Here is a 20,481-nt window from a genome sequence, read left to right as displayed (position 1 = left end):
CAACGACGGCGTGACATCGTGGCCGAACAGCGCGAACGCTCGCCGTCGGTCGATCACTACCGATTTCGTATCGTCACATGCAGTGTACTGGTGGTCGATTAGCGAAGGCCGCGTCCTCGCTCCCACGTCCGAATCAGTGCCGTCAGAAGGCGGTTCGTCGGTGTCTCGAGCCCCAGTTCCGATCCTCGGTCGACGACGAATCCATTGATCGCGTCGATCTCGGTGCGTCGCTCGGCGAGGATATCCTGGTGCATCGAGGAGGTGTTCGCCGCGGTATCGCCGGCAACGGACTCCATCGCGTCGATAGCCACACGATTCGACAGCTCCACGTCGTCTGCGCGGGCAACGCGAGCCGTCTCGCGTGCGGCCGCGCGCGAAAGGTCGTTTGTCTCGCGCTCGAGCACGGCTCCGTTCTCGGTTCTGGTCAGCGCCGTCACGGCGTTGATCCCGGCGTTGACGGCGAGTTTCTCCCACAGGCGACGGGGCATGTCGTCGGCGACGGTGGTCTCGAGGCCGGCCGCCGAAAACAGGTCGCCGATCCGTTCGGCCCGCTCCGATCGGCCCCCCTCTCGCGCACCGAGGACGACGTCGCCGATACCGGTGCACTCGATTACACCCGGCTCCCGCAGGAGCGCGCCGTAGGATATCGTTCCAGCGAGAACAGATGACTCGAGTTCGGTTGCGAGCGTCTCCTCGTTTCCCATCCCGTTCTGGAGGGAGAGGACGGTGTCGTACGACCCAGTCCCGAGGGTTTCGGCGGCTGCCGCCGTGTCGAACGATTTGACCGTGACGATCGCGAGGTCGGCCGAACGGTTGCGACCGTCGGTCGTCGCATGGGGAGTGGTCGTCGCCTCGAGTTCGCCGACGAGCTCGAGACCCGTCTCGCGAACGGCGCGCACGTGGGGGTCGCGTCCGACCAGCGTGACGTCGTGTCGTGACTCGCGCGCGAGGACCCCACCGACGAGACTGCCGAGGCTGCCGGCTCCGAAGACCACGATCTCCATGTCGGAGGCTGGGGCCACCGCGATAAAAACGGTTGCCGTCTTAGTCCTCGGTCCAGTAGTAGAGGTTCTCGCGTTCGGTCCCACAGGAGGGACAGCTCTCCGGCAGGTCCTGGTCGAGTTCACCCATCTCGCCACACTCGAGACAACGCCACATCAAGTGTGCTTCACCGAACTCGTGGCCCGACCGAACGTGGTCTACGCTCAGTCCCTCGAAGCCGTCGCGGAGGGTGACGTAGAAGCCATCCTCGTCGAAACCCCGAATGTGGCCGACCTGTTCGCCGTCCTCGGTGTAGAGTGCGGTTCCGAAGCCGAGTCGCGGGGGATCTTGCTCTGTGGCCATGTGGATAGCTCACGCTTCGAAGCGGCATAAAGCCGTCACGGTGTTCAGATCGGCTGACTAACGCGGTTGTGGGACTCTCTCCGAACCGGAGACGAGTAGAGGATAAACGAATAGCCGCGATACCAAATGCGCGACACCAGCGGCGACGGCTCCGACTTCCGTCAAATCCGTGTCAGAGTACCACACGGTAATAGAAAACAATATACAGCCCCCGTGCAGATACTCGGACCATGATAGATCGTCGCACCACTGGGGGATCCACCGGTGCGTTCCCAGTCAACCCACACCGTTTCGTACCGCCCGCGTACGAACCACGATGGGTGACTGGTGATAGAAAGACCGACAACGGGCGAAGCAAAGTGGCGACTATGTGCCCTCCATCGGCGCTTGCGGAGCGACGACACCGTCGCAGTTCGATCTCCGGTTCAACCGTTCGCCATCCCGTAAACGGCGTGATCCGACCATGACTGGCACCGGCGTCGCGACCATCGGCGACTGCCGGATCGCCTATCGGCGGGCCGGCACGAGCGGTCCGCCCGTCGTCCTCTGTCACGGGGCGGGCATCGACGACGCGACGGTTTCGTGGCGACACGCGATCGACGCGTTGTCGGAGGAGTACCGCGTTTACGGCCTCGATTGGCCGGAGTACGGCCGGAGTACGGGCAACGTCACACACACCATCGAGACGTACGTCGACATCCTCGAGGGGTTCATCGAGACGATTCCCTACGAACGAGTCTCGCTCGCCGGCATTTCGATGGGCGGCGGGGCCGCACTCGGCTACGCGCTCGATCACCCCGACCGCGTCGAGCAGTTGGCGCTCGTCGATAGCTACGGCCTCGGGGGTCGACTCCCGAACGCGCTCCCCTGGAAACTCCTCTCGCAGGTCCCGGGGATGACCGAGTTCGGCAAGATCGCCGCCGGCGCGACGACCGACAGCGTCCGCATGGTGCTCGATAACCTCGTCGCCGACTCGAGCGCGCTCCCCGAGCCGTTCGTCGAGGACGTCAGGCAGAAACTGATGGAACCGGGCTCGATTCAGGCGTTCAAGGCGTTCCAGAACAACGAGCTCTCGTTCAACGGCCGCGTCGCGACGAACTTCGTCGACGAACTCGACTCGCTTGCCGTGCCGACGCTGCTCGTCCACGGGAAAGAAGACCCGCTCGTTCCCGTCGAGTGGTCGGCTCGCGCCGCACGCCGGATTCCGGACGCCGAACTCGATCTGATCAGAAACTGCGGCCACTGGACGCCTCGAGAGCGCCCCGAGCGGTTCAACGAGAGTCTCTTGGAGTGGTTACCGGACTACCGACGCGTACCGAAACCGCGGTATCCGAAGGCGCAGATGCCGGGTGTGACTCGAGCGAGTTACTGATCGGTTTCGGCTACTGTTTTAGCGAAATGGCCGGGAGCATGGCTCGAGCAACGCGAGAGTCGTGCGACTCTACGGGAGAGCTTGCTCTCCCGAGCATCGCGGACGCGAGCGTCCGCTCAGCGGGGAAGGGCAAGCGGGTGACCGACGCTCATCGCGAGTGAGGCCGAAGGCCGAGGGAGCGAGCCGACGACTGATATGGAGAGCGCGGCGCTACGCGCCGCGACAAAGCGAACGGCAAAGCCGTGAGCTGAGGACGCTTCGCGTCACGAAATGGAAGGAGGTGTGTCTTCGTGAGTTTAGCGAACGAAGGCTCGGAAGTCGCAGCCTGCGAGCGATAGCGAGCAGGATCGTCTTCCGGTGCTTTTAATCGAATTTTTGCCGAGGGCGTGGCGAAGCTACGCCCGTGGATCGAAAGACGCCCCTGGCGTCTTTCGTCATCACGAGAGAGCGAAGCTCTCTCGAACGACAGAGCAAAACTTCGTTACATGAAATCCTCGATCCCACTCTGTTTGTTCTTGTCGTTCTCGAAGATGCTCTCGAGGGCCTTCTCGAGCACCTCTAACCGCTGTTTCGTGTAGTCCCGACAGTCGTACTCGTCGGCGACCTGAATCGCGGTCTGCATGTACTTGTTCACGGAGCCCTTGTGGACCGTGAGATTGACGCGGCCGCCACACTCCCGACAGTCCCCGGTCAGGGGCATCCGGCGGAACTTCTCGCCGCAGTCGAGACAGCGGGTCTCCTGGCGGGAGAACGCACGGAGATTCCCGATGAGGTCCGGCAGGAAGTGGTACTCGATGACCCGCTCGGCGACGTCGGTCTCGTCGACGGACTCGAGTTTCCGCGAGAGTTCGAGCTGGGCGTCCATCTTGTCCATCATCGAGCCGAGCGTCTTGTACGCCGAGAGGTCGGGGCCCATCGCGATGTCGGTGGTGTCGTGGGTGTGCTCGAAGCCGGTGTACTCGAGGTCGGTTCCCAGCGTGTCCTCGCCCATCTGGATGTCGACCGATTCTGGGTCGGCCTGCTCGAGCGTCGCGAGGTAGAACTCGCGGGGGTACTGGGAAACGATGTCCATGTTGTGGGCCTCGTCGTCGATCTCGGAGGGGTCGATGCGGGAGGACATGACGAGAGGTGCGTCCATCTTACCACCGCGTTGATCTGGCAAAAAGCTTTGACTAAAGTTCAATAGGCCGTCCATGAGCAGCATGACGCAATCCTCGTCACCGTCACACTGGCCGACAAATACGTCGTTTGCGACGAGTGTATTCGTTTCCTGTACAGTGAGGCAGTACGTATGATCGATATCGCTCTCGACGATTTCGACCGAGGTGACTTCGTCGAACCAGATCTCACCGCCGTCAGCGAGCAGACGCTGCGTGCGTAGCTCCGTCGTCTCGAGAACTGATTCGATCGTTTCTTGTTTTCGGTCGAGGTGGAATCCGACACGCTCGGCGAACCGGGCCGCGTTTTCGGACGTGATTTTGAGAACCTGCGACTCGAATTCTGGGGTCTCTTCCTCGTCACCGTAGAATTCAGCAACTGCACCAGTAGTCGGACAGTGTGTTTCGCGATAGGTTTTCGTTGCAATCCCAAACCGTTTCAATGCTGCAACGAGGTCAGTTGCGAGGTCGTCGCTTACCGTCGTTGCACGGATATCGATTCGCTCGCTGGAGGTACTTCCGTCTCCGCTGAAATATGCTGCGAGGAACGCTCGCAGGTGTGGTCGTGGGCTATCGAGAACGAAGTCGGGAATCCGTTTGTCCTCCGCGCCCGACCCAAGCTCGAGTACATCTGCGAATAGCGTCGAAACGAGACGACTCGAAACCGTCACTTTCCACTCGTTCTCTTCGAAGGCATCGATTGACAGGCTGTCTTTGAATGCGCGAACAATCTCATCCCGAGGCACCTCGTCAGGCGTGCAGATCGTCGTTTGATAGAACGAGCCGTTTTCACGGCGGGTGAACCCTTCAGCAGCGTAGTAGCCGAGCACTGTTGCGACAGTTTCGTCGATTTCGAAGTGGCGACGGACAGTCGCCGCATCCCGTTTCACACCGAGTGCAACGTCATCCGAAATTCGCTCGATGAGCTCCGTCTCGCTGAACAGCGAAAGGAGCGGAGCAACCGGAACGCTATCTCGATTCACCCAGTTGTACACCGTCGATTGAGAGAGTTCCAGTCGTTCTGCGACCGGCTTGAGATATGCCTGTTCCGGAGTTGCGTCGTCGAGTAGCTCTTTGATCCGGTCGGAGCCGAGCCCCCGGATGGTGAGCGATTCGTTCGGGACTGCATCCGCGTCGATAAACGCTTCCAGCAAATCGAACGATTTCGCCGTCCCTTCGAATTCGATCGATTTCGGTGTAGGAAGTTCGTCACCGGCCGAGAGTTCTCGAGCGTCTATGGACGCTAATCCGGAGGGAGACCACTTCCGGAACGTGTGATCCGGAGTTACATTCAGTGTTCGGCCGCTCCGCGTTTCTATCCGGACGAGATGATCGGGGGCCGGGTGTTTCGAAAGCGCTTCGATGGGCTGTTCGACGGGTGTTCCATCGGTAGTGACTGACGGAACGCTGAGACCTTCGACATCCTGCACGAGCGTTCCGAAGTCGTCTTTGTCGGGATTCGTCAATCGTCGTTCGACGAGCGACTCGATCGGTTCGTGGTGCCATGCGTCTGATTCGTCCTGATACCAAAGTTTCGTTTCGGGGTGGAAACAATTCCGCCGCTTAGCGGCGTGAAAGTACGGATGAGCATATCCGACGGCCGCGCTCGTGAAACCGATCACCCTTCCGACAGTTGCCGCACTCGTGTGCGGCGCCATCCCGAAGACGAGTTCGCCGACGAGCTCCTGTCGGTCGTCGATCTCGTAGAACCGTTCGAGCCCGTAGTACTGCTCGAGCAAATCGTCGATGAAGTCCGCGGTCTGCATCATGTGCTCGGCCGCGCCGTCCGAGAGGACGATGTCCTGCACCTTGAGTTCGACCAGCTGGTCCTCGTGAGTCAGGGGGTCGCCACGCATATCCTCCTCGTAGCCCAGCGCCTGGAGTTGGCCGACGTCGATGTCGAGTTCGGCGGCCCGAACCGACGTGACCGGCAGGTCGGTCATGTCGTAGCGGATGGTGCCGTCTTTGAACGTCGAGACGTCGTGTTTCGCCCGCAGGATCCCCTTCTCGATCGGTTCGGGGACTTTCGTGTTCGAGGACAGCCCCTTGACGCCTTTCAGGATCTCGAAGGCGTTCTCCCGTTCGCCGACCGACTCGAGGGCGTCGCGGTACTCCTCGTGGATGTCGACCTCGATGTTCTCGACGCAGGTGGCCTCGCGCTCGCAGTGGCCGCACTCGACGCGGCCGGCCTCGTCGGGTTCGATTCGGGTATCACAGTCGGGACAGCGGTAGTCGGGTTTCGTTCGGGCCTCACAGTCCGGACAGCGGTTCTTGAACGTCTCCGTCTCGCAGTCCGGACAGCGGTTGCGGCCGATCTGGACCTCGACGACGCCGGGCGTGTCGGACATCGTCTCGGCGTGTTTGGCCGCGTTGGCGACGTTGCGCTGTGCGCCGCCGGCCTCGCCGATGGGGAACAGCGTGTGGACCGGCGGGCTCAGGTCGCGGCGTTCGGACTTTTCGGGCCGGCCCATCCGGTTGCCGATCCGCGTCGGCGCGCGTTCCCGAACCGCGAAGGGGGCGACCTCGTTGACCGCCTCGATGGCGTTGTCGCCCTCGGTCTCGTGGCCCCACGTCCGAGCGTGCTCGGAGAGGTCTGCGTCGCTCCAGGTGCGCTCGAGTTCGACGCTGGGCGTCCCGTCCTGCCCGTCGGCGTCGAGTGCGGCCCCGTCGGTGACGGCCTGTCGTGGTTCACACCCGAGCGTTCGCGCGAACGGCCGCCAGTCGTCGATCTCGATCAGGCCCTCGTCCGACCGCTGGCGGTGTTCGATGATGATCGTCTCGAGGGCCACCGCGGTCGATTCGTCGTACTCGATCACGAGCGTCCCGTCGCCGTCGGCGTCGTTCTCGACGCGGCCGTCGGCGACGGTCGCCGCGAGATTGCAGAACGTCTCGACCGAGATATCGTGCCAGAGGTAGGTGTACTGCGGGTGCAGCGGCGCGTCGTACTCCGTGGCCCACTCGAGGGCCTCGTCGGCGTCGGGGAATTCGAGATCGATTCGAGGGTCGTCCTCGAGAGCCTGCGTGTCTGCACCGGCGTCCGCCATGTCCTGAATCCACCACTCGTAGACGTAGGAGGCCGGGGCGAGCGGGTGGTTGTTCTCGACGAACTCGCCGTAGTTGACCAGATACTCGCCGGTATCGAGGATCTTCTCGACGCCGTTTCTGATCTCGAGAGCCTCCTCGGGGTCGTCGATTCGGCGAACGTCGCCGTTTGCGAGTTTGACCGTCGGGCCGTCGATGCTGTCGACGGGGATGACGCCGTGGGCCTTCCCGGGCCGTTCGGTCTTGATCTGGGTGCCGGTCGCGAGGAAGTCGTCGACCAGATGCATCGTCGCGGGGTGGACGCCGCCGGTCGCAAACCCGTGATTACGCGCGCGGCCGTACCGGAGCCGAAAGCCGCCCTCCGCGCTGGGGTGGGAGAAGACCGGCCGGCCGGCGATCAGGTCCCGAAGGAACTTCGTCGACGGCTCGGCTCGCGGCGGGCCGGCCGATTCGTCGGCTGCTTCGCCGTCGGCGTCGTCAGCGTCGTCGTCGCTCCCGTCCGTTTCCGCGTTCGCTTCCGTCTCGTCGCCGTCTCCGTCGGCACCACCGTCGTCGGCCGTGTCACCCTCGTCGTCGGCGTAGTTGCCGTCGATCAGATCCTGCAGCCACGGCCAGTCGACCTCGTCGAGATTCCGGGTGTAGCGCTGGATCTTCGGGGCCTTGAGCGCGATCCCCTCGGCCATGACGAGACACATCCCGCCGCGGGCGCTGTTGGTGTCGACGCGCTCGAGATCGCGAAAGCCCGAAACCTCCTCGTCGCCGGTGGCTTCCCCGTCTAACATGATCGGGAGGTTCTTGGCGATGAACTTGGCTTCCTTCGCCTTCGGCGTGTACTGGAGACCAGTCTCCTTGTCGTAGAGCGCGAGCTCCTCGGCGTAGCGTTCAATCTCCTCCTGACGTGCGCCGTACTGGTCGATGCCGACGAGCGCTCGCGTGTAGTCCGCCACGAGCACGGAGAGCGCCTGTGCGGTCCCGCCCGCGGAGCGGATCGGGCCGGCGTAGTAGACGTTGACGAACTCGGTGCCGTCGTCGTTGGTGAGAATTTCGACCCGGTCGATCCCCTCGATGGGCGCGGCGACGACACCCTCGGTGAGCAGGGCGACCGCGGTCCGAACTGCTCCTTCGATCTTCCCGGCTTTCGTCTCGTAGTCGCCGACGCGGCCCTCTGCGAAGTCTTTGGCGAGTTCGAGGGCGGCCTCCTCGCGGGACATCTCGCCCTCGAGTTCGCGGACGCGCTCGGCGACGCCGTCGATCCCGAGGATGTTCTCGACGCGGTCGGCCATGTCCTTGGCGACCGGAATCTCGACCTCGGGTTCGGGATCCGCGCCGCGTTCCTTGGCGCGCTCGGCGACGTCGAACGCCTCGTCTAGCTGGGACTCGAGTCGCTGGAAGTACCGGGTATCCTCCTCGCGCATGTCAGAGCCAGAGGTCGAGTTCGGTGGTTTCGTCGTACTCGCGCACCAGTTCGTCGGCGAAGACGCGCATGTAGACTTCGCCCGCCCAGACCGTCGCCTCGTTCAGGTGGCCCGCGAGGGCGTCGCCGTCGGGGTCCGAGAGGACCGCGTGGGTGTGCGCGAACCGTTCGCCATCTAGCCAGGAGACGTTGCCGACGCAGCTGGCGACCTCGAGCGGCTCGTCGAACTCGACGGCCTCGTACGTGCAGTCGTCCTGGTCGTAAAACCAGATTTCGGCGTCCTGGACCGCTCCGAGGGCCTGGAACCAGGCCGCGTCTGCCTCGACCTCGTCCGCGAGCGACTCGATTTCGGCCCGCCAGTCGGCGCCGGTCTCGAGGCGGGCGACATACTCCGATTCCGTCTCGACCGCCCTGTAGTTCATACCAGATATCACCGGTGCTACGACAAAAATGTCACTGGTCCACCGCCGGCCAGCGTCGTCCGACGCCTCGACAGATCCGTTCCCGCGACGAGGTCGCCGGCGCCTGCGCGTCTCCCCGCGAGTGAGCGAGTAGGTGAAGCGGTGACGAGAGTGCCACGGCGCTGTGCAGAATCGTCCACTACCGTAAGAACAGTCTCACCGAAGCGGTGAACTGTCGGTGCCTGCATCTGTATGTCGACGGTAAAATCGGCTTGAAAACCGTAGGTCCCTGCTACCAATGTACATAGAACTGAAAGGCTAGCAGGATGGTATCAGATCAGCTCACCGCCACGCGACGGCGGCTTCTCGCATCAGGTGCAGCGGTCAGTGCTGCGATGGTTGCAGGGTGTATCGGTGGGAACGGAGGGCCGGGAGACGACGGTCTCCTCTACACGCAGGAGGTCAATCCGGAGGGTGACTTCGATCCGATCGTGTCGAACGACGCCTATAGCGCCCAGGTCATCCACCAGGTGTACGACGGGCTCTACGAGTACGACTACGACCTCGAGCTCCAGCCGAAACTCGCCGCCGGCGAGCCCGAGGAGGAGGAAGACGGCGAGCGATACATCATCGAGATCGTCGACGACGCGGAGTTCCACAACGGTGACCCCGTCACCGCCGAGGACGTCGCCCACTCGTTTACCGCACCCGTCGAAGAGGACACCGACAACCGACCGGAGTACGACTTCATCGACGTCGACGGCACCGAGGCCATCGACGAGCACACGGTGCAAATTGATCTCGAGCACGAGTACGGGCCGTTCGAGACGCTGACGGTGGCGACGTACGTCGTCAACGAGTCGGTCCGAACCGACGATCCGGGCGAGTACAACACGAACCCCGTCGGCTCCGGTCCGTTCACGTTCGAAGACTGGACCTCCGACGAGTTCGTCGAACTCGAGGCCTGGGACGACTACTGGGGCGATCCCCAGCCCGAACTCGAGTCGGTCCGATTCGAGGCGGCCGAAGACGACGCGGGCCGGGTCTCACAGATTCTCGCGGGCGACACGGACGCGATCGCGACCGTCCCGCCGGAAGACTGGGACCAGATCGACGGCGAGGAGGGGATCGACGTCCACCGGACCGAGAGCCCGTCGTACATGTACGTCGCGTTCAACTGCAACGAAGGAGAGACGACGGATCCCGACGTCCGTCGCGGGATCGCCCACTCGTTCTCGATGAGCGAGTTCGTCGACGCGAACCTGGGCGAGAGCGCAACGCCGATGAATGCGCCGATTCCGCCGATCGTCGACGAGCTCGGCTGGGACTTCCCGATGGACGAGTGGGAGGAACAGACGCCGGAGTACGACCCCGACGAAGCCGAGGAGTTACTCGAGGAGGGACTCGACGATCCGGACGACTGGAGTCCGACCATCATCGTCCCGCCGGACGACGTCCGCATCGCGCTGGGCGAACTGATCGCCTCGCGGCTGGACGAACTGGGCTACGATGCCGAGGTGCAGAGTCTGGACTTCGCGACGCTAACGGACACCTACATCTCGGGCGATTCGGACGACTACGAGATGTACATCCTCGGCTGGACCGGCGGCCCCGACCCCGACGTCTACCTCTACAACCTCTTCCACGAGGAGAACGCCGGCGTCACGCAAGGACACTTCTACGAGGGAAGCGACGACTTCCACGACGCCATCCTGGAGGCTCGTCAGACGGCCGACCAGGGCGACCGACGCGAACTGTACGTCGACGTTATCGACGAAATCGTCGAGGAACTCCCCGTCATGGCCGCCTACTCCGAACACAACACGATCGCCACACAGGAGTACGTCAACGACATGCAGCCACACCCGAACGTCTCGTACAATCCGGAGCTCGTCTCCGACGAGAACAACGTCAGCCTCGACGAGTAATCCTCGAGGCGGCGTTTCGGGATCGGCACCGACAGCGACCAGAGACAGATCACAGGACGATGGCGCGGACACCGTAATCGCAGAGACGAACACATGGGACTGCTCCGATACACGATCTACCGACTGATACAGGCGATTCCGGTCCTGATAGGGATTTCCGTGATCACGTTCGTGTTGGCGAACCTGGCACCGGGCGACCCCGTTCGGCTGATGCTACAGGGCCAACAGGCCGACGAGGAACTCATCAGGACGATCGAACAGCGCTACGGACTCGACCAGCCGCTACACGTTCGCTACTGGAACTACATGACCGGTCTCGTACAGGGCGATCTGGGCTACAGTATTCACCGCGACCGTCCGGTCGCCGACCTGATGCTCGAGCGGACCGGGCCGACGCTCCTGCTCGTGCTGTCGGCGTACCTGTTCGCGATCCTCACGGCGATTCCGCTCGGCGTCATCGCGGCCAAGCGCCGGAACGAACCGACCGACCACATCTCGCGGATCGTCGCGCTGATCGGCGTCAGCACGCCATCCTTCTGGATCGGCATCATGCTGATCATCGTCTTCGCGGTCAAACTCGGCGTCCTGCCGTCGGCGGGGCTGGTCTACCCGTGGCAACCGCCGGAAGCGGCCGGCCACGGCAGCTATCTCGAGCACTGGAGCGAGACGATCAGACACCTGATACTGCCGATGATCGCGCTCGGGACGTTGCAGATGGCGACGCTGATGCGAGTCGAACGGACCCAGATGATCGAGTCGCTGCAAGAGGAGTACGTCAAGCTCGCTCGCGCGTACGGCGTCCCCGAGCGGACGATCCTCCGGAAACACGCCTTCCGGTCGGCCCAGCTGCCGATCATCACCATCATCGGTCTCAACCTGTCGACGGCCCTCGGCGGCGCCGTCCTGGTCGAGACCGTCTTCGCGATCAACGGGATCGGACGGCTGTTCATCGAGGCGATTCAGCAGCTCGACTATCAGCTAATCATGGGGATCACGATGGTTCTCGGGTTCATGTTCGTCATCGGCGTCGTCATCACGGACATCTCCTACGCGTACATCGATCCGCGCGTGACCTACGGGGAGCGTGACTGACGATGGGAGGGACATAACACATGGCTACGACCGAATCACAACTCGATGACCAGCAACCGGACGCCGAGGGCGGATCGGCCGACGAGGAGTTCGAGGCGCGCGTCGGCTGGCGCTACACGCTGAAGAAAGTCAAGCGGGACGCGACCGCCCGAATCGGGCTCTACATCGTCGCGTTCGTCATCTTCATCGCGGCGTTCGCGGCGATCGATAGCAATCTCTCGCGGCTGACGTTCGGTGCGCTCTCGGACTACACCGCCGCGCAGGCGCTCCCGTTCTTCGACCACCCGACGCGGATTCCGCCGCCGGGCGAAGGGAACCCGAATCAGCCGCCGATGTTCCTCGACGGCGGGACGCTCTCCCAGCCGCTCGGGACCGATCCGCAGGGCCGCGACTACTTTACCCGCATCGTCTACGGCTCGCAGGTGTCGGTCAGCGTCGGGCTCGCGGCGACGGCGATCGGGCTGATCGGCGGGACGATCATCGGCTCGATCGCGGGCTACTACGGCGGCTGGGTGGACGACGTGCTGATGCGATCGGTCGAAACGGTGTACGCGATTCCGCCGCTCGTGCTGATCATCGTCTTCACCGTCTTCGTCAGCGGCGGGAGCCCCGACATCCAGTACGCGGTGATCGGCGTCGGCATCGCCTTCATCCCGGTGTTCGCTCGGATCATCCGCAGTCGGGTGCTGTCCGTCCGGGAGATGGACTACATCGAGGCCGCCCGCGCTGCAGGGGTAAAGGACCGAAACATCATCCGCAGACACGTCATCCCGAACAGCTTCGCACCCGTGATGGTGTACGCAACGCTGCAGATCGGCGTCACGATCCTGATCGTCGCCGGCCTCTCCTTTCTCGGCTACGGCGCCCAGCCGCCGACGCCCGACTGGGGAGAGATGCTCCGGATCGCCCACGGGCGGTACATGCACTCGAACATCTGGCTGTCGATCTGGCCCGGGCTGGCGATCCTCGTGACCATCATGGGATTCAACCTGTTCGGCGACGGGCTGCAGGACGCGCTCGATCCGCGGATCAAGAACTAACTATGAGCTCCGAACCACTCCTTCGCGTCGAGAACCTGAAGACACAGTTTTTCACCGAAAGCGGTACCGTCCGCGCCGTCGACGGCATCTCCTTCGAGGTCAACGAGGGCGAGATCGTCGGACTCGTCGGTGAGTCGGGCGCCGGCAAGTCCGTCGCCTCGATGAGCCTCATGCGCCTCGTCGAAGAGCCCGGCGAGATCGTCGGCGGCGAGGTCACCTACAAAGGCGAGACCATCTTCGGCCTCGAGGAAGGCCCTGACGGCGAACTCCGGGAGCGAGACGACATGCTCTCGGAGTCCGAGATGCGCGAGCGGATCCGGGGCCGGGAGATCGCGGTGATCTTCCAGGATCCGATGGAATCGCTCAATCCCGTCTTTACCGTCGGGGGCCAGCTCCGGGAGTTCATCGAGATCAATCGCGACCTCCCGAAAGACGAGGCGAAGGTCGAAGCGGTCCGAATGCTCCGCGAGGTCGGGATTCCGGACCCCGAGGACCGGTACGAGGAGTATCCCCACCAGTTCTCGGGTGGGATGCGCCAGCGCGTGCTCATCGCGATGGCGCTGGCGTGCGAGCCGAATCTCATCATCGCCGACGAGCCGACGACCGCGTTGGACGTCACCGTCGAGGGCCAGATCCTCGATCTCGTCGACGACCTGCAGGATCGCTACGACACGAGCTTCATCTGGGTCACCCACGACATGGGCGTCGTCGCCGAGATCTGCGACCGGGTGAACGTGATGTACCTCGGCGAGATCGTCGAACAGGCGCCGGTGGACGAACTGTTCTACGAGACCAAACACCCCTACACGGACGCCCTACTCGACTCAATGCCCCGGCCCGACCGGACCGTCGACGAACTCGACCCCATCGAGGGGGTGATGCCCGAGGCGATCAGCCCGCCCTCGGGCTGTCGGTTCCACCCCCGCTGTCCCGACGCGCGCGAGGTCTGTACCCGCGTCCACCCCGACACGCTCGAGGTCGATCGCGCCGACGGCCACCCCCACCGCGCGGCCTGCGTGAAACACGACGTCTTCGACGTGGGCTACGACGAGAGCGCGCCGCTCGAGGCGGGCGACGAGGCCGAAACGGACGTCGGTGGGGCCGCGACCGATCCGGAGGAGGATCCGGAGACGCCTGTCGAAGAGGAGCAAGCGTCTACAGACGGGGGTGAGCGACCCGAAGGATCGCGATCCTCGTCGGACCATAGGTCCGACGTAGGTGAGGCGAGCGAAGCGAGCCGAAAACCAGAGAATGAACCCGGCGGAGGTGAGTCCAGACAATGAGCACGCCCGACGACCCCATCGGCTTCGGCGAGAGCGATATCGCCCACGGCGAGACGCTCCTCGAGGTCGACGGCCTGACGAAGCACTTCGCCTCCGACTCGGGACTGCTCGCGGGCATCAACCTCGAGACCGATCGGTTCCCGCCGGTGAGTTTCGGCGTCGATCAGGTCGAGGCCGTCGACGACGTCACCTTCGAGATCAAGAAGGGGGAGACGCTCGGGCTGGTCGGCGAATCGGGCTGCGGGAAGAGCACCCTCGGGCGGACGATCCTGCGGCTGCTCGATCCGACCGACGGGACGATCAGCTTCAAGGGCGACGATCTGGCCGATCTGAGCGGCGAGGAACTACGCCAGAAGCGCTCGGAGATCCAGATGATCTTCCAGGATCCACAGTCCTCGCTGGATCCGCGCATGAAGGTCGGCCAGATCATCGAGGAGCCAATGGGTGCCCACGACATGTTCGACGACGAGGGCCGCGAGGCGCGCGCAAAGGAGTTGCTCGAGAAGGTCGGGCTCGATCCGCGCCACTACAACCGACACCCCCACGCCTTCTCGGGCGGCCAGCGCCAGCGGATCAACCTCGCGCGTGCGCTGTCGGTCGACCCCGACTTCGTCGTCTGCGACGAACCCGTCTCCGCGCTCGACGTCTCCATTCAGGCGCAGGTGATGAACACGATGGAGGAACTCCAGGAGGAGTTCGGCCTCACCTACCTCTTCATCGCCCACGACCTCTCCGTAATTCGCCACATTTCGGATCGCGTCGCGGTGATGTATCTCGGCCACATCGTCGAACTCGCGGAGAAGGAAGAGCTGTTCGAGAACCCCCAACACCCCTACACGAACGCGTTGCTCGAGTCGATTCCCGTCCCCGATCCGCGACAGTCGGGGGTTCGGGGCGTCCTCGAGGGCGAAGTGCCGAGTCCGCAGAATCCGCCCTCGGGCTGTCGGTTCCGGACGCGCTGTCCGCGACTGATCGCCCCCGACGAGTACGAGATCGGCGAGGAGGAGTGGTCACACACTCGAGCGTTCATGCGCGCGGTCAAGCGGCGGACGTTCGAACCGATGTCGGCCGCCGAGATTCGTCAGGAGTTCTTCGACGGCGAGTTGCCACGCGGCGGGGCCGGCGAAATTATCGGGGAGGCAATCGAACTGATCGCGACCGATCGAGAGGGTGGGACCCGCGACCCTGACAGCGACGACGACGATGTCGAGGAGAACTGGGAGGAGGCCACCGACCTCCTGCTCGGGCGGTTCGCAGAACAGAGCATCTGTGCGCGCGAACGGCCCGCCTACGACCTCGAGTCCGAACACGGGTCGGGAACGCACTTCGCGGCGTGTCACCTGCACCGGTGATCGGTCCGGCTTCGGACGGCATGCCACCCGTTTTGTCTGTTTTTGTATGTTTGTGAAATGACCTCGTGACTCGATCAACTGTCTCGAATATTCGGCACTTATTCGCATCGAGGAGCTCTGAGGCCCCCGTTGGCGATATGATCGATCCTGTGGACGTCGACGCCTGACTAACACAATCTTTCATCTCGAAAATACTTATATGCACGCCGCGTCTTTTTACTCTTGTATGAGTAAGATACTCGCCACCGTCACGGCAGGCAGCCGACGAGTCGCAAAGGCCCGACGAACGATCGAGCACTCCCCACAGTTCGGCGGAGATCAGGAGACGGACGGTTACAGCCCGTCGGGACAGATCCCACCCGGCGGCTTCCTCACTGGGTGAGGACGAACCGATGGCCCCGTCTCGCGGACGCACTCTTCCTTTTTCACTTCCCTCGACACCACGAAGCGACCGCTACGGATCGGCCGATAGCTCGCGTTGCCGGTTACCACTCGTTCGCGAATGCGATCTCACTCGAGCACCGACGCCGGATGCTTGAGATAGACGTCCTGTTCGACCACTCGCTGATAAACGTCGTAGAGCGTCTCGACGGCTGCTTCGTCGGGCTCGAACCGGACGTGGGGCGCGGCGTGATACCCCCGACAACTCACCAGAAAGAAGTACAGCGTTCGGTGGTGGTCCGGCGTCGCGTCGACTACGCCCAGCGACCGCCCGCCGAGGTCGCCCGAGAAGTCGTTGAGCAGCGCCGCGATGTCGTCCACCAACTGTTCGTCCGGCCGGTACTGCGGGATGCCGAACGACTGCTGCATGAACGTCGTCGCCGCCTCGAGCATCGGGTTCGAATCGATCCCCGTCGGATCTACGGCTCGAAACCGCTCGTACAGCGCGAGCAGCGTCGAGAGCTCCTCGTGCGTGACAGCGATCGGCAAGACTGGCTCGCCGCGCGGGAGCGAGTAGTCCGGAAACGTGTGCGAACTGGGGTTCGGCAGCTGAGAAAACACCTGCTCGAGAGACATGCGTGCGACTACGAGACACACACCCAAACGGTTACTGGTGGCAGGAATCGGACGATGGCTACTCGAGTCGGATCGTCGTCGCGTCGCTCGGCTGAAAGACGCCGTCTTCGGTCGCGACGAACGCGCGGAGTTCGTACTCGCCGGGGTCGGGCACGATCGATTCGGCCATCCCGCGGTCCGTCGTGCGCTCGAGGCGACCGTTCCAGGTGAACGTGACCTGTTTGCGCTCGCCCCCGCCGAACCGGAACTCGGAGGGGCGAATGCGGGTGTAGCGGCGCTCGTCGCTGGCCTCGAGGTCGCCGTCGAACGTCCACCCCCAGCGGCGCTGTCGGGGCGTCGGAATCGAGACGGGCAGCGGGAATCGGTTCTTGAAGTCGACGGTGATCTCGACCGGCTCGTCGAGTTCGTAGACGTCGCGGTCGGTGTCGATCGAGACGGCGATGACACGCCGAGCGAGGGCCGTCGGCACGAGTGCGGCGAGGAACGTCGCTATTGTGTAGCGCGAGTCGTCGGTCTGAAAGCCGAACTCGTCGTCCGCGTCGGTCCCTCGCTCGTCTCGTGGTTGCGGACCGACCATCGAGTGAGGGTCCAACGCTCACCCACTAAACTGTGGGGCCGGACGACAGTTCGTGCGAGGTCTCCGTTGGAGTCGAACTCGTTCCGACCGCACGACCGCTCGCGAATAATGTTCAGTATAGACCGAGATGTTCCCGCCCGACTGAACAACCCACGTGCGGTGGCGCGCGCTGAGCCGCGGTGAACCGCGGCTCGAAATTGCGCGAGGGATGAGTGAGCGCCTCTGGCGCGAACGAATCGGCTGGGGAGGACGTGGAACTCATCGCCGCCAGCGGCAGCAACACACTCGTCCTTATCAACCCTCATCGAAACACCTCCGTTCACTAAGTCCGTGTATACGACGAACCGGAGGCGTTAACGCCGGTTCTTCGTAGTACTAACTGGAGTGCAGGATCGAAATTAGAACAAAATTGGCATCTCGAGCCGTCCGCTGTTTTTCCCCACCCCCAGTTATCGCCAGGCCGGAAGTGTCGGCGCGTCGTCTACCTGCATCGAGAGCCAGGCATCGTCGGCCGAGATATCGGCGATGACGTAGTCAGTACTCGAGCTACTCGAGTCGATCGAACCGACGACGGTGTCGTCGGACGTCATGGCGTGGGGGTTCGTCGCCATGTATGAGACTGTCTCCCACTCATATATAAACTCGTCGAATCGGACTATCTCGCCAACCGACTGATCGGCACCGCCATCGCGGGCGTACGAAACACTGGGTTTATACTCATTTTCGCCGTACCGTGGTGATATGAACGTAGCCGACGCCATGACGCCCCGCGAGGACGTGGTCACCGTCGAACTCCCAGGCACCCGCTCGGACGTCCTGGAGTACCTACAGGAGCGGTCGTTCTCCTCCGTCCCGGTCGTCAAATCGACCGAGGACGGCCTCGAGTACCGCGGACTCGTCTCGCGGGACGTCCTGATCGAACAGCCCGATGAGGACCAGCTCGTCATGCTGATGGACGACGTGCCGACGACGACGGCCGACACCGCGCTCGAGGACGTCGCGCGACTGATGGTCGACGAGGGCGCGCGTCGCGTTCCCGTCGTCGATGGGGAGTTCGAGGGGATCGTTACGGTAACGGACGTGATCCACGCGATCGCGACGGGCGACCAGGAGACCGACGGCACGGTCGAGGGCTACGCGAGCACGGACGTCAACACGAGCTACGAGGGCGCGCCGCTTCCGGTCGCCGAGCGCGAACTGTACTACGCGAACGTTCCCTACACCGTCGCGCTTGACGAGGAGGGCAAGATGAGCGGCGTCCTCACGGAGGTCGACATCATCGACGTCGCCCGCATCGTCGAGGGCGAAGAGGAGACGGGCGACAACTTCCCGGATCAGGACTCGGAGTGGTCCTGGGAGGGGATCAAAGGCGTCGGGAGTCGCTACCTGCCCACGCGGGACATCGAGATCCCGAACGGACCCGTCAGCGAGTTCATGAGCGGTGACGTAGTGACTGTCTCGGCACAGACAACGGTTCAGGATGCCGCCCAGCAGATGATCAGCAACGATATCGAACAGATTCCGATGCTCACGGGCGAGCAGTTGGTCGGCATCGTCTGTGACGTCGACCTCCTGGAGGCACTCTATGAGTGAACACGAACACGCGGAGACGACGGCGACGACGGACGAATCGACGAGCGAGCAGCTGGTCGAACTGGCCAAACGGCGGGGCTACTTCTTCCAGTCCTCGGGCGCCTACGGCGGCGTCGGCGGCTTCTACACGTTCGGTCCGCAGGGTGCATCCTTGAAGGGCAACGTCGAGGACGCCTGGCGCGACCGCTTCGCCGTCGCCGAGGGGAACATGGAGATCGACGCGCCGACGATCATGCCCGAGCCAGTCTTCGAAGCCTCGGGCCACCTCGACGGCTTCGACGACATGCTCGTCGAGTGTCCGGAGTGCGGCGAGAGCCACCGCGCGGACCACGTCGTCGAGGACAACACCGAGTACGAGGACGCCGAGAGCCTCCCGATTCCGGAAGTCGAAGAGGTCATCGCCGAACACCAGCTCGTCTGCCCGTCCTGCGGCGCCGGCCTCGCCGGCCAGGCCGTCGAGGCGTTCAACCTCATGTTCGCGACGAACATCGGTCCCGGCGACTCCCAGCCCGGCTACTTACGGCCAGAGACCGCACAGGGCATCTTCGTCGAGTTCCCGCGGCTGAAGGAGTACGCCAGAAATCAGCTTCCGTTCGGCGTCACCCAGATCGGCCGCGCCTACCGCAACGAGATCAGCCCGCGCCGGTCGATCATCCGAACCCGCGAGTTCACGCAGGCCGAACTCGAGTACTTCGTCGACCCCGAGGAGGACGAGCCGGACCTCGAGTCGGTCGCGGACGTCGAAGTCACGCTCTACCCGGCCAGCGAGCAGAACGCCGAGGACGGCGACGAAATCGAGACGACCATCGGCGACGCCGTCGAGGAGGGCGTTATCTCGAGTCCGTGGGTCGCCTACTTCCTCGGCGTCGCCAAGCCGTGGTACGACGCGGTCGGCGTCGACATGGACCGGTTCCGGTTCCGCCAGCACCTCTCGGGCGAGCGCGCACACTACGCCAGCGACTGCTGGGACGCCGAGGGCGAGATCGACGGCAACTGGATCGAGCTGGCCGGCTTCGCCTACCGCGGCGATTACGACCTCTCGAAACACGCCGAACACTCCGGCGACCGCTTCACCGTCTTCAAGCAGTACGACGAACCCAAGACGGTCGAACGAGCCACCGTCGACCCCGACATGAGCTACCTCGGGCCGGAGTTCGGCGGTGCGGCTCAGGACGTGGTCGAGGAACTCGAGGCCCTCGCTGGCCGCGATCGAAGCGCCTTCGACGGCGATACCGTCGCAATCGATCTCGAAGGCGAAACACACGACCTCCCCGTCGAGAAGACCGGCTTTTCGGTCGAGGAGCAGACCGAAGCCGGCGAGCACATCGTCCCCCACGTCGTCGAGCCGTCCTTCGGCGTCGACCGCCTCGTCTACACCGTGCTCCACCACGCCTATCGGGAGGACGAAGTCGACGGCGAGGAGCGGACGTATCTGGACCTCGAGCCCGAAGTCGCCCCGACGTTCGTGGGCGTCTTCCCGCTGCAGAACGACGCGGAACTCGAGGCCCAGGCCGACGAGATCCTCGATGACCTGCGCGCGGAAGGACTGTCGGTCACGTACGACGACTCGGGCAACATCGGTCGACGCTACCGCCGGCAGGACGAGGTCGGCACGCCGTTCTGCGTGACGGTCGACTACGAGACGGTAGAAGACGAAGAGACGACTGTCACGGTTCGCGAGCGAGACACGACCGACCAGAAGCGACTGCCGGTCGAGGACCTCGCGGAGACGCTGGCCGAGATTCGAGAGGGCGACTTCGAGTTCGAGGAGTTGTAGCGGACTCGAGTTCAATTTCTGCGTTTGATTCAGGTTCGAGACGGCTTCGTACGGATTGCTGCCCCGACGACCGGCACAATCGAAGACGGGTT

General features: G+C 63.6%; 16 protein-coding genes. 9 read left to right on the top strand and 7 right to left on the bottom strand.

Annotated elements, in window-relative coordinates:
• Positions 1–98: 98 nt before the first annotated feature.
• Positions 99–1,004 (bottom strand): ketopantoate reductase family protein, encoded by a 906-nt coding sequence (locus BLT08_RS20975; protein WP_090311955.1) that lies wholly within the window; start codon positions 1,002–1,004, stop codon positions 99–101.
• 40 nt (positions 1,005–1,044) lie between these two features.
• Complete coding sequence (locus tag BLT08_RS20970; RefSeq protein ID WP_090311953.1) at positions 1,045–1,344, bottom strand: TFIIB-type zinc ribbon-containing protein; 300 nt, start codon at positions 1,342–1,344, stop codon at positions 1,045–1,047.
• A 463-nt stretch (positions 1,345–1,807) separates the two neighbouring features.
• On the opposite strand from BLT08_RS20970, the gene BLT08_RS20965 reads away from it, so the two are divergent.
• Entirely contained in the window at positions 1,808–2,716 is a 909-nt protein-coding gene (locus BLT08_RS20965; protein ID WP_090311951.1) for an alpha/beta fold hydrolase, read from the top strand.
• Positions 2,717–3,197: 481 nt separating this feature from the next.
• On the opposite strand, the gene BLT08_RS20960 is transcribed toward BLT08_RS20965, so the two are convergent.
• Together BLT08_RS20960 and BLT08_RS20955 are read right to left on the bottom strand one after the other, a co-directional pair.
• Positions 3,198–8,330, bottom strand: a complete 5,133-nt coding sequence (locus BLT08_RS20960) for a DNA polymerase II large subunit (protein WP_090311949.1) — start codon at positions 8,328–8,330, stop codon at positions 3,198–3,200.
• A 1-nt stretch (position 8,331) separates the two neighbouring features.
• The gene (locus tag BLT08_RS20955) at positions 8,332–8,751 is read right to left on the bottom strand and encodes a PPC domain-containing DNA-binding protein (protein WP_090311947.1); all 420 of its coding nucleotides are present in this window, start codon (positions 8,749–8,751) and stop codon (positions 8,332–8,334) included.
• Between the two features lie 305 nt (positions 8,752–9,056).
• On the opposite strand from BLT08_RS20955, the gene BLT08_RS20950 reads away from it, so the two are divergent.
• The 6 genes from BLT08_RS20950 to BLT08_RS23225 all read left to right on the top strand — a co-directional run bounded on the left by BLT08_RS20950 (position 9,057) and on the right by BLT08_RS23225 (position 15,807).
• Positions 9,057–10,658 (top strand): ABC transporter substrate-binding protein, encoded by a 1,602-nt coding sequence (locus BLT08_RS20950; RefSeq protein WP_090311945.1) that lies wholly within the window; start codon positions 9,057–9,059, stop codon positions 10,656–10,658.
• 93 nt (positions 10,659–10,751) lie between these two features.
• Positions 10,752–11,750 (top strand): ABC transporter permease, encoded by a 999-nt coding sequence (locus BLT08_RS20945; RefSeq protein WP_090311943.1) that lies wholly within the window; start codon positions 10,752–10,754, stop codon positions 11,748–11,750.
• A 20-nt stretch (positions 11,751–11,770) separates the two neighbouring features.
• Positions 11,771–12,790: an ABC transporter permease gene (locus BLT08_RS20940; protein ID WP_090311941.1), complete on the top strand. Its 1,020-nt coding sequence runs from the start codon at positions 11,771–11,773 to the stop codon at positions 12,788–12,790.
• Between the two features lie 2 nt (positions 12,791–12,792).
• Positions 12,793–14,073, top strand: coding sequence for an ABC transporter ATP-binding protein (locus BLT08_RS20935; protein ID WP_245724306.1), 1,281 nt, complete (start codon positions 12,793–12,795; stop codon positions 14,071–14,073).
• Complete coding sequence (locus BLT08_RS20930) at positions 14,070–15,425, top strand: ABC transporter ATP-binding protein (RefSeq protein WP_090311939.1); 1,356 nt, start codon at positions 14,070–14,072, stop codon at positions 15,423–15,425. The genes BLT08_RS20935 and BLT08_RS20930 overlap by 4 nt, the downstream gene beginning before the upstream one ends.
• Before the next feature lie 226 nt (positions 15,426–15,651).
• Positions 15,652–15,807, top strand: a complete 156-nt coding sequence (locus BLT08_RS23225) for a hypothetical protein (protein WP_175529402.1) — start codon at positions 15,652–15,654, stop codon at positions 15,805–15,807.
• 128 nt (positions 15,808–15,935) lie between these two features.
• Here the strand turns inward: BLT08_RS23225 and BLT08_RS20920 are convergent, their stop codons facing one another.
• From BLT08_RS20920 to BLT08_RS23220, 3 genes are all read right to left on the bottom strand, one after another.
• On the bottom strand, positions 15,936–16,442 hold the full coding sequence (locus BLT08_RS20920) for a hypothetical protein (RefSeq protein WP_090311934.1): 507 nt from the start codon (positions 16,440–16,442) through the stop codon (positions 15,936–15,938).
• Positions 16,443–16,500: 58 nt separating this feature from the next.
• Positions 16,501–17,019, bottom strand: a complete 519-nt coding sequence (locus tag BLT08_RS20915; RefSeq protein ID WP_090312170.1) for a DUF7974 family protein — start codon at positions 17,017–17,019, stop codon at positions 16,501–16,503.
• 449 nt (positions 17,020–17,468) lie between these two features.
• Positions 17,469–17,630: a DUF7556 family protein gene (locus BLT08_RS23220; protein WP_175529401.1), complete on the bottom strand. Its 162-nt coding sequence runs from the start codon at positions 17,628–17,630 to the stop codon at positions 17,469–17,471.
• Positions 17,631–17,760: 130 nt separating this feature from the next.
• Here BLT08_RS23220 and BLT08_RS20910 point away from each other — a divergent pair, with 130 nt between their 5' ends.
• Positions 17,761–18,612, top strand: coding sequence for a CBS domain-containing protein (locus BLT08_RS20910; RefSeq protein WP_090311933.1), 852 nt, complete (start codon positions 17,761–17,763; stop codon positions 18,610–18,612).
• Positions 18,605–20,389: a glycine--tRNA ligase gene (gene glyS, locus BLT08_RS20905; protein WP_090311931.1), complete on the top strand. Its 1,785-nt coding sequence runs from the start codon at positions 18,605–18,607 to the stop codon at positions 20,387–20,389. Before BLT08_RS20910 ends, glyS begins: the two co-directional genes overlap by 8 nt.
• Positions 20,390–20,481 lie beyond the last annotated feature (92 nt).

It is taken from the genome of Natronorubrum texcoconense (assembly GCF_900100335.1).
In the GTDB taxonomy this organism is placed as follows: Archaea; Halobacteriota; Halobacteria; order Halobacteriales; family Natrialbaceae; genus Natronorubrum; species Natronorubrum texcoconense.
This window is presented reverse-complemented; position numbering and strand designations above follow the sequence as displayed.

What these genes read in the sequence shown, in the direction of transcription:
- BLT08_RS23220 (WP_175529401.1), bottom strand. Translation starts at nt 17,630, where the DNA reads ATGGCGACGAACCCCCACGCCATGACGTCCGACGACACCGTCGTCGGT.
- BLT08_RS20965 (WP_090311951.1), top strand. Translation starts at nt 1,808, where the DNA reads ATGACTGGCACCGGCGTCGCGACCATCGGCGACTGCCGGATCGCCTAT.
- BLT08_RS20910 (WP_090311933.1), top strand. Translation starts at nt 17,761, where the DNA reads ATGAACGTAGCCGACGCCATGACGCCCCGCGAGGACGTGGTCACCGTC.
- BLT08_RS20940 (WP_090311941.1), top strand. Translation starts at nt 11,771, where the DNA reads ATGGCTACGACCGAATCACAACTCGATGACCAGCAACCGGACGCCGAG.
- BLT08_RS20975 (WP_090311955.1), bottom strand. Translation starts at nt 1,004, where the DNA reads ATGGAGATCGTGGTCTTCGGAGCCGGCAGCCTCGGCAGTCTCGTCGGT.
- BLT08_RS20915 (WP_090312170.1), bottom strand. Translation starts at nt 17,019, where the DNA reads ATGGTCGGTCCGCAACCACGAGACGAGCGAGGGACCGACGCGGACGAC.
- glyS (WP_090311931.1), top strand. Translation starts at nt 18,605, where the DNA reads ATGAGTGAACACGAACACGCGGAGACGACGGCGACGACGGACGAATCG.
- BLT08_RS20955 (WP_090311947.1), bottom strand. Translation starts at nt 8,751, where the DNA reads ATGAACTACAGGGCGGTCGAGACGGAATCGGAGTATGTCGCCCGCCTC.
- BLT08_RS20945 (WP_090311943.1), top strand. Translation starts at nt 10,752, where the DNA reads ATGGGACTGCTCCGATACACGATCTACCGACTGATACAGGCGATTCCG.
- BLT08_RS23225 (WP_175529402.1), top strand. Translation starts at nt 15,652, where the DNA reads ATGAGTAAGATACTCGCCACCGTCACGGCAGGCAGCCGACGAGTCGCA.
- BLT08_RS20935 (WP_245724306.1), top strand. Translation starts at nt 12,793, where the DNA reads ATGAGCTCCGAACCACTCCTTCGCGTCGAGAACCTGAAGACACAGTTT.
- BLT08_RS20960 (WP_090311949.1), bottom strand. Translation starts at nt 8,330, where the DNA reads ATGCGCGAGGAGGATACCCGGTACTTCCAGCGACTCGAGTCCCAGCTA.
- BLT08_RS20950 (WP_090311945.1), top strand. Translation starts at nt 9,057, where the DNA reads ATGGTATCAGATCAGCTCACCGCCACGCGACGGCGGCTTCTCGCATCA.
- BLT08_RS20970 (WP_090311953.1), bottom strand. Translation starts at nt 1,344, where the DNA reads ATGGCCACAGAGCAAGATCCCCCGCGACTCGGCTTCGGAACCGCACTC.
- BLT08_RS20920 (WP_090311934.1), bottom strand. Translation starts at nt 16,442, where the DNA reads ATGTCTCTCGAGCAGGTGTTTTCTCAGCTGCCGAACCCCAGTTCGCAC.
- BLT08_RS20930 (WP_090311939.1), top strand. Translation starts at nt 14,070, where the DNA reads ATGAGCACGCCCGACGACCCCATCGGCTTCGGCGAGAGCGATATCGCC.